This is a genomic window from Nonomuraea aridisoli (assembly GCF_003236395.1).
GTDB lineage: Bacteria > Actinomycetota > Actinomycetes > Streptosporangiales > Streptosporangiaceae > Nonomuraea > Nonomuraea aridisoli.
On the sequence record NZ_POUD01000372.1, the window covers coordinates 1 to 7,476 of the forward strand.

Genomic DNA, 7,476 nt, shown 5'->3' on the forward strand with positions numbered 1-7,476 from the left:
GGGAGAGGGCGAGGGTGCGGCGGGCGCGGGTGACGATCGGGGCGTCCACGAAACGGCCGTCGGGCAGCGCGACCGCGCCGAGCCCCGCCGCCAGCGCCCGTTCGGCGGCCTCGACGATCTCGGCGGCCCGGGCCGCCTCCTCCTCCGACGGCCGGAACGCCCGCCGGATCACCGGGATCTGCCGGGGATGGATCGCCGTCCGGCCGAACAGGCCGATCCCGCGCCCGGCCCGGCAGGACGCCAGCAGCCCGGCCTCGTCCTTGACCTCCGGATAGACCGACATGGGGACGGGCGGCAGCCCGGCCGCGGCGGCGGCGAGGACGACCTGGAGCCGCAGGTGGTTCATCGCCTGCTCGTCGGTGATGGCCAGCTCGGCGGCCAGGTCCTGCTCGCCCAGCGCCACACCGGCCACGCGCGGATGCGCGGCGATCTCCCCGGCCGCGACGATCCCCGCGGCCGACTCCAGCAGCGCGTACGCGGGCGCGCCGGTGACCGCGTCGAGCGCGGCGGCCGACTCGACCTTCGGCAGCCGTACGGCGTCGGCCAGCTCCCCGACGGCGGCCAGGTCGTCGCGCCCGCGCGCGGTGGCCAGGTCGTTGACCCGGACGTGCACCTGCCCGGGCGTCCGAGGGCGGGACCGCAGGTAGGCGACGGCGTTGTCGCGGGCCTCGTCCTTCCTGGCGGGCGCGACCGCGTCCTCCAGATCCAGGATCACCACGTCGGCGCCGGACGCCACCGCCTTGGCGAACCGCTCCGGACGGTCCGCCGGCACGTACAACCACGTGACGGGCAGCCAGGTGGCGGGCGGCCGGCTCACGCGATCACCCCTTCGGAGCGCAGCGCGGCGATGCGCTCCTGCGAATAATCCAGCTCGGCGAGCACCTCGCCGGTGTCGCGGCCGAGCGGCCGGCCCGGCCAGCGGATCTCTCCGGGCGTGTCCGACAGGCGGAACAGGACGTTCTGCATGGTGAGCGAGCCGAGCTCCTCGTCGGGCACCTCGACGAACGTGCCGAGCGCGGCGTACTGCGGGTCCTCGGCGATGTCCGTGACGTCGTAGATGGGCGCGACGGCGGCCTGCGCCTCCTCGAAACGGGCGATGACCTCGTCGGCGTCCCGCTCGGCGATCCAGGACGCGACCGCCTCGTCCAGCTCGTCCACGTGCTGCACCCGCCCGTGCCCGGTGGCGAACCACGGCTGCTCGACCAGGTCGGGCCGTCCGACCAGGGTGACCACGCGCTCGGCGATGGGCTGCGCGCTGGTGGAGATCGCCAGCCAGCGCCCGTCGCGGGTGCGGTAGGTGTTGCGCGGCGCGTTGCTGCTGGAGCGGTTGCCCGTCCGCCGCGGCACGACCCCGAGCGCCTTGTACGCGCTCATCTGCGGCCCGAGCAGCCCCAGGATCGGCTCGATGATGGCCATGTCGATCACCTGGCCGCGTCCGGTCCGCTCGCGCGCCTGCAGCGCCACCATGATCGCGTACGCCATGGCCAGGCCCGCGATGCCGTCGGCGAGGGCCAGCGGGGGCAGCGTGGGCGGGCCGTCGGGCTGCCCGGTCATGGCGGCGAACCCGCTCATGGCCTCGGCCAGCGTCCCGAACCCGGGCTGCCCGGCCATCGGCCCGACCTGCCCGAAGCCGGTCATGCGCGCCACGATCAGCCGCGGGTTGAGCTCCAGGAGGTCGGCGGGGGCGAGGTTCCAGCGTTCGAGGGTGCCGGGCCGGAAGTTCTCGATCAGCACGTCGGAGCGCTGCGCCAGGCGGCGCAGGATCTCCTGGCCGTCGGCGTGTGACAGGTCCACGGCGGCGGTGCGCTTGTTGCGCGACAACGTCTTCCACCACAGGCCCACGCCGTTCACGGAGGCGCCGTGGCCGCGTGACGGGTCGCCCCGCCGGGGATGCTCGATCTTGATCACGTCGGCGCCGAAGTCGCCCAGCATCATCGCGGCGGAGGGGCCGGCGAACAGCGTGGCCGCGTCGATGACCCGCAGGTCGGCGAGGCTCGTCATAGGTATGTAACTTATAAGAAATAAGTCATAGGTCAACAGATCAACCCAGATAAGCGACACTTGGGGGTATGTCAGCCAGCGAGCCGCGGCCGCCCATGAGCAAGGCCGAATACGTCTACACCGTGCTCCTGGAGGAGATCCGCAGCTCGCGGATCCCCGGCGGCACGGCGCTGCGGGCCGGCGAGGTGGCCAAGCGGCTCGGGGTGTCGGTGACGCCGGTCCGTGAGGCGCTGCGCAGGCTGGAGAAGGACCGGCTGATCAGCTACGAGGCGCACCACGGCGCGACCGTGATCGACCTCGGCGACGAGGCGCTGGCCGAGTACTACGGGCTGCGCGCCGTGGTCGAGGGGCTGGGAGCGCGGCTGGCGGCCTCCCGGATCACCCCCGCGGAGCTGGCGGAGCTGCGGGAGCTGCACGCCGCGATGGCCGAGGACGCCGCCCGCGGCAGGAACGAGCGGCTCGGCGAGCAGAGCAGGCGCTTCCACCTGCGCATCGTCGACATCGGCGGCCCGGCCTTTCTGGGCGCCCACGCCCGTTCGGTGCGCAACAGTTTCCCGGTGCCCGCCGAGGCGTCGCTGTGGCTCGACGAGACCCAGGTGAGGGCCCAGCTCGAAGCGCACGAGGGCATCCTGGCCGCTCTGGAGGCCGGCGACGGCGAGCGCGCGGAACGCGTCATGATCGAGCACGTCCGCAACGCCGGCGACTACCGCCAACGCCACTGACAGGGACGTACGTCACGTTCGCCGATGACAAACATCAGCGTTTACACCCTGTCTGTTGCACGGGGGTGAACCGTGGTGCACGATGGCCCCTCTAGGCGTCTGACGTCGTGGAACACACCGATCGGAAGGGGCTGACACTGTGGCGGACACGTGGATTCTGCATCCCGACTACCGGACTCCCCGGGTCCCCGCAGACTCCTCCGTCGCCCCCGGGCCATGGCGCCACCCCGACGGCGGCCAGGTGATGAACGGCACCTACGAGCGCGCCCTGCCCGGCCGCGAGGTCGAGGTCGTGACCATCTGGTACGGCTACCCGCTCAGCCGCTGGCGCGGCCCCCGCATGCCGCGCTTCTCCAGCCCGATGGTGTCGGCGTGGAACCCGGTGCTGGCCCAGGGCCTGACCCTCGACCCGGCCGCGCCGTCCCCCTACCGCGACGAGCTGTGGTGCGACCGCTGGATCGCCGAGGCCCTGCTCTACGGGCGCAAGCCGTACGGCACGTTCACACTGCCCGCCGAGCAGGCGCTGCGCTGGTTCGCCAAGTGCGGCGGCACGAACCTCGTCTACCACGCGCGCGTCGAGGGCGAGCTGGTGCGGGTCGTGGCCGGCACCTCCGAGCGGTACGAGCAGCTGTTCGACCTCGACGCGCTGATCGCCGACTACCGCGAGGCGCTGCCGCGCGAGCTGGCCGAGCCGGAGACGACGGCCCTGGCCGCCCACCGCTCCCTGTCGCCCGCGCTGCACTACGTGCTGCCCCAGGAGGGCGAGGAGCGCTTCGAGCGGGCCCCGCTGTCGGTCCGCGGCCTCACCCTGGGCTACCCTCCCCGTGAGACGGCCGCCCGCATCGTCACGGCCTCCGGCCCGTGACGACCCCGACCCGGAGTGCCCCATGACGTCTTCCCCGGTCAAGGGGATCCTGTTCGATCTCGACGGCACCCTGCTCGACCATCGGGGCGCCGCCGACGCCGCGATCACCGCCTGGGTCGAGGCCCGCGCGCCCGGCCACCCGCGGCTGGCCGAGACGGCCACGCTGTGGGAGGCACTGGAGGGCCCGTACCTCGCGATGTGGCAGGCGGGCCGGTGCACGGTGCAGGAGCAGCGGCGCCTGCGGGTGACCGCCCTGTGCCGGGAGCTCGGCCTGGCCGTCCCCGGCGACCTCGACGCGGCGTTCGAGGACTTCGCCGAGCGCTACCGGCGGGGATGGGCGGCCTTCCCCGACGCGGCGCAGGCGGTGGCGGGCCTGCGGGGGTTCGCGCTCGGCGTGCTGACGAACGGCGCCCAGCGCATGCAGGAGGCGAAGGTCCGCGCGATCGGCCTCGCCGGGCAGGTCGGCCCGGTGCTGACGGGCGAGGTGCTCGGCGGTTTCAAGCCCGCGTCCGTCGCCTACACCGGGGCCGCCGCCGCGCTGGGGCTGGCGCCCGAGGAGGTGCTGCTGGTGGGCGACGACGTGCGCAACGACGTGACGGCCCCGGCGGCGGCCGGCATGCGCTCGGTCTGGCTCGACCGGCTGGGCGCCGAGCCGGCGCCCGCCGGGTTCCCGCGCATCACCTCGTTGTCGGAGCTGGCCGGCCTGCTCGGCGCCGCGTCAGCGCGGGGCCACCTCGGCGAGCGCGGACGACCCTAGGTCGAATCCGCCCACGTGCGCCAGGTAGTCGCCCTTGTCCAGCGGATCCCCCAGGTAGACCCCGCCGGCCGCGCGCACGAGCAGCGCCCCGGCGGCCACGTCCCACGGGTTGGAGCGGGTGCCGTACGCGGCGTCGGACCAGCCGGCGGCGACGTGGGCGAGCTGGAGCGCGGCGCTGCCCGGCTTGCGCACGGCGGCGAACGACTCCAGGAAGCGGCCGTAACGCCGCAGCGCCACCTCGCCGTCGGCGTCGAGGTCGCGCGGCGTCGGGTAGCTCGCCAGCAGCATGGCCTCGCGGTCGCGGGCGGCGCCGGCGCTGCGCAGCGGCGTGCCGTTGCACCAGGCGCCGTCGGGGGTGGCGGTGAACTCGTCCTCGCGCACGGGGTCGTACACGACGCCCGCCACCAGCTCCCCGCGGACGGCGGCGGCGATGGAGACGCAGAAGAACGGCAGGCCGGCGGCGAAGTTCGCGGTGCCGTCGATGGGGTCGACGTACCAGACGATGTCGCCCGCGCCGGTCGTGCCGCCCTCCTCGCCGATGATCGTGCTGGCCGGCGCGCGGGAGGCGATGGTGGTCCTGATGGTCTCCTCGGCGGCCCGGTCGTGCTCGGTCACGGGGTCGTGGAAGTCGCGCTTGTCGGTCACGCTGGGCCGGGAGCGGAAGGCCTTGCACAGACGAGGGCCGACGGCCCTGGCGGCCTCGGTGGCGATGTCGAGCAGATGCGTCGCGTCCATGCCCTCTCCTGTACCTCCCGTGCGGGCGCCGCACACCCGGTCGGCGCATTTGTCTGGACATTCTGACCTGGGTTAAGCTGATCAGCATGACCGCGAACCTGGCCATTGACCTGGATCGATCCAGTCCCGTGCCGCTCTACTTCCAGGTGGCCGAGCAGATCGCCGAGGCCATCCGGCGAGGCGACCTGGCCCCGGGCTCGCGGCTCGACAACGAGATCCTGCTGGCCGACAAGCTCGGCCTGTCGCGGCCCACGATCCGCCAGGCGATCCAGTACCTCGTCGACAAGGGCCTGCTCGTCCGCAAGCGCGGCGTCGGCACGCAGGTGGTGCACGGCCAGGTCAAGCGCTCGGTGGAGCTGACCAGCCTCTACGACGACCTGCGCCGGGCGGGCCAGGAGCCGGCCACGCAGGTGCTGACGCTGGAGCCGCGGGCGGTCGAGGAGGAGGTCGCCGGCATCCTCGGCGTGCAGGCCGGCTCCGAGGTGCTCTACCTGGAGCGGCTGCGCTTCGCGGCGGGCGAGCCGCTGGCCGTGCTGCACAACTGGCTGCCGGTGGGGCTGGCCGCGCTCACGGCCGCCGACCTCGAGAGCCGCGGCCTGTACGAGCTGCTGCGCTCGGCGGGCGTGCGGATGCGCGTGGCCAACCAGCGCATCGGCGCGCGGGCCGCCACGCAGGCGGAGGCCCGGCTGCTGGAGGAGCGGCGGGGCGCGCCGCTGCTGACGATGGTCCGCACCACCTACGACGACCAGGGCCGGGCGGTCGAGCACGGCTCCCACGTCTACCGGGCCTCCCACTACTCCCTCGAGGTCACGCTCATCGAGCGCTGAACGGCGGTCCCCCCACAAGCCCGACCGGCCGTTCGCGTTGCCGGCGCTTCATCCGCATAGGGCGCATTGCGTTCTCTTGCGTACCTGGCCCAGACCTTGGCAACACGCCTGCCGGACACCTATCGTGCGGTGCAATGCCACACATTACTCGCGCCTGCTACCGGCGTCCCGGTGACAGACGCAGAAGGGGCGGATGAAAGCTTGATCACCGCGACCTACACGATTCCCGGGATGCGGATGCGCGACCACGTCGAGCGGGTGCCGCTCGACTGGTCCGACCCCGGGGAGACCATCACGGTGTTCGCCCGCGAGGTGGTCGACCCCGCCCGCGACGGGGAGGACCTGCCGTTCCTGCTCTATCTTCAGGGCGGCCCCGGCGGCAAGAGCCCCCGGCCGCTCGACCGGTCGGGCTGGCTGGGGAGGGCGCTGGAGACGTACCGGGTGATCCTGCTCGACCAGCGCGGCACGGGCCGCAGCTCGCGCGTCGACGGCAAGGTGATGAGCGCGCTCGGCGCCAAGGAGGGCGCCGAGTACCTGGCGCGATTCCGGGCTGACTCGATCGTGGCCGACGCCGAGCACCTGCGCAAGACGATCTTCGGCGGGCGGCGCTGGTCCACGCTCGGGCAGAGCTACGGCGGCTTCCTCACGCTGCGCTACCTGTCGGCAGCGCCCGAGGGCCTGTCCGCCTGCTACGTGACCGGCGGACTGCCGTCGCTCGACCCGGACGCCGAGGAGGTCTACCGGCGCACCTATCCGCGGGTGGCGGCCAAGAACGCCGAGTTCTACCGCCGCTACCCGCAGCACGCCGAGACGACGGGGAGGCTGGCCGACCGGCTGGCCGAGGGCGACGTGCTGCTGCCCGACGGCGACGTGCTCACCGTGCGGCGGCTGCAGTCGCTCGGCATAGACTTCGGCATGAAGACGGGGTACGAGCGCATGCACTGGCTGCTCGACGAGGCCGTGCCGGACGAGCGCGGCGAGCTGCCCGAGACGTTCCTGCACCAGGCGCTGGCCCGCTCGTCGTACGCCGACAACCCGCTGTTCGCCGCGCTGCAGGAGAGCATCTACGGCTCGGGGCCGGGCGCGACGGCGTGGGCGGCGCAGCGCGAGCGCGCCCGCCACCCGGCCTTCGCCGAGGACGCGCGCCCGCTGCTGTTCACCGGGGAGATGATGTACCCCTGGATGTTCGAGGAGATCCGGGTGCTGCGCCCGTTCCGCGCGGCCGTCGAGTTGCTCGCCGAGCGGGCGGAGTGGCCGCCGCTGTACGACCTCGACCGCCTGGCCGCCAACGAGGTGCCGGTCGCCGCCACCGTCTACTTCGACGACATGTACGTCGACGCCGGCCTGCAGCTCGACACCGCCGCCCGCGTCGGCAACACGCAGGTCTGGGTCACCAACGAGTGGGAGCACGACGGCATCGGCGACGACCGGGTCTTCACCCGGCTGACCGGCCTCGTGCGTGACATGGGAGGAGGAATCACCGGTGAGTGACGGCAAACTGCCCAGGTTGTCGGAGATCCCCGCGTTCGCCGAGTACATCGCCCAGGGCTGGGACTCCCCCGCCCGCAC

Annotated in this window: 8 protein-coding genes; 5 read left to right on the forward strand and 3 right to left on the reverse strand. The window is 73.3% G+C overall.

What is annotated here, in order from left to right; genetic code table 11:
• A partial coding sequence (locus tag C1J01_RS44240; RefSeq protein WP_111185002.1) for an HpcH/HpaI aldolase/citrate lyase family protein occupies nucleotides 1-817 on the reverse strand: 817 nt, incomplete at its 3' end.
• Nucleotides 814-2,001: a CaiB/BaiF CoA transferase family protein gene (locus tag C1J01_RS44245; RefSeq protein WP_111185003.1), complete on the reverse strand. Its 1,188-nt coding sequence runs from the start codon at nucleotides 1,999-2,001 to the stop codon at nucleotides 814-816. The genes C1J01_RS44245 and C1J01_RS44240, both read right to left, overlap by 4 nt.
• A gap of 68 nt (nucleotides 2,002-2,069) precedes the next feature.
• Between C1J01_RS44245 and C1J01_RS44250 the strand changes: the two genes are divergently transcribed.
• The 3 genes from C1J01_RS44250 (at nucleotide 2,070) to C1J01_RS44260 (ending at nucleotide 4,345) form a co-directional block, all read left to right on the forward strand.
• A complete protein-coding gene (locus C1J01_RS44250) occupies nucleotides 2,070-2,723 on the forward strand; it encodes a GntR family transcriptional regulator (RefSeq protein WP_235855076.1) in 654 nt (217 codons plus the stop codon).
• Nucleotides 2,724-2,862: 139 nt separating this feature from the next.
• On the forward strand, nucleotides 2,863-3,588 hold the full coding sequence (locus tag C1J01_RS44255; RefSeq protein ID WP_146615957.1) for a hypothetical protein: 726 nt from the start codon (nucleotides 2,863-2,865) through the stop codon (nucleotides 3,586-3,588).
• A 22-nt stretch (nucleotides 3,589-3,610) separates the two neighbouring features.
• Nucleotides 3,611-4,345, forward strand: a complete 735-nt coding sequence (locus tag C1J01_RS44260; RefSeq protein WP_111185006.1) for an HAD family hydrolase — start codon at nucleotides 3,611-3,613, stop codon at nucleotides 4,343-4,345.
• On the opposite strand, the gene C1J01_RS44265 is transcribed toward C1J01_RS44260, so the two are convergent.
• Entirely contained in the window at nucleotides 4,307-5,080 is a 774-nt protein-coding gene (locus C1J01_RS44265; RefSeq protein ID WP_111185007.1) for an inositol monophosphatase family protein, read from the reverse strand. The two genes, C1J01_RS44260 and C1J01_RS44265, sit on opposite strands and share 39 nt — an antisense overlap.
• 86 nt (nucleotides 5,081-5,166) lie before the next feature.
• Here C1J01_RS44265 and C1J01_RS44270 point away from each other — a divergent pair, with 86 nt between their 5' ends.
• Together C1J01_RS44270 and C1J01_RS44275 are read left to right on the forward strand one after the other, a co-directional pair.
• Nucleotides 5,167-5,907 carry a GntR family transcriptional regulator gene (locus C1J01_RS44270; RefSeq protein WP_111185008.1) on the forward strand — a complete coding sequence of 247 codons (741 nt, stop codon included), beginning with the start codon at nucleotides 5,167-5,169 and terminating at the stop codon, nucleotides 5,905-5,907.
• A gap of 201 nt (nucleotides 5,908-6,108) precedes the next feature.
• The gene (locus C1J01_RS44275; RefSeq protein ID WP_111185009.1) at nucleotides 6,109-7,398 is read left to right on the forward strand and encodes an alpha/beta fold hydrolase; all 1,290 of its coding nucleotides are present in this window, start codon (nucleotides 6,109-6,111) and stop codon (nucleotides 7,396-7,398) included.
• Nucleotides 7,399-7,476 lie beyond the last annotated feature (78 nt).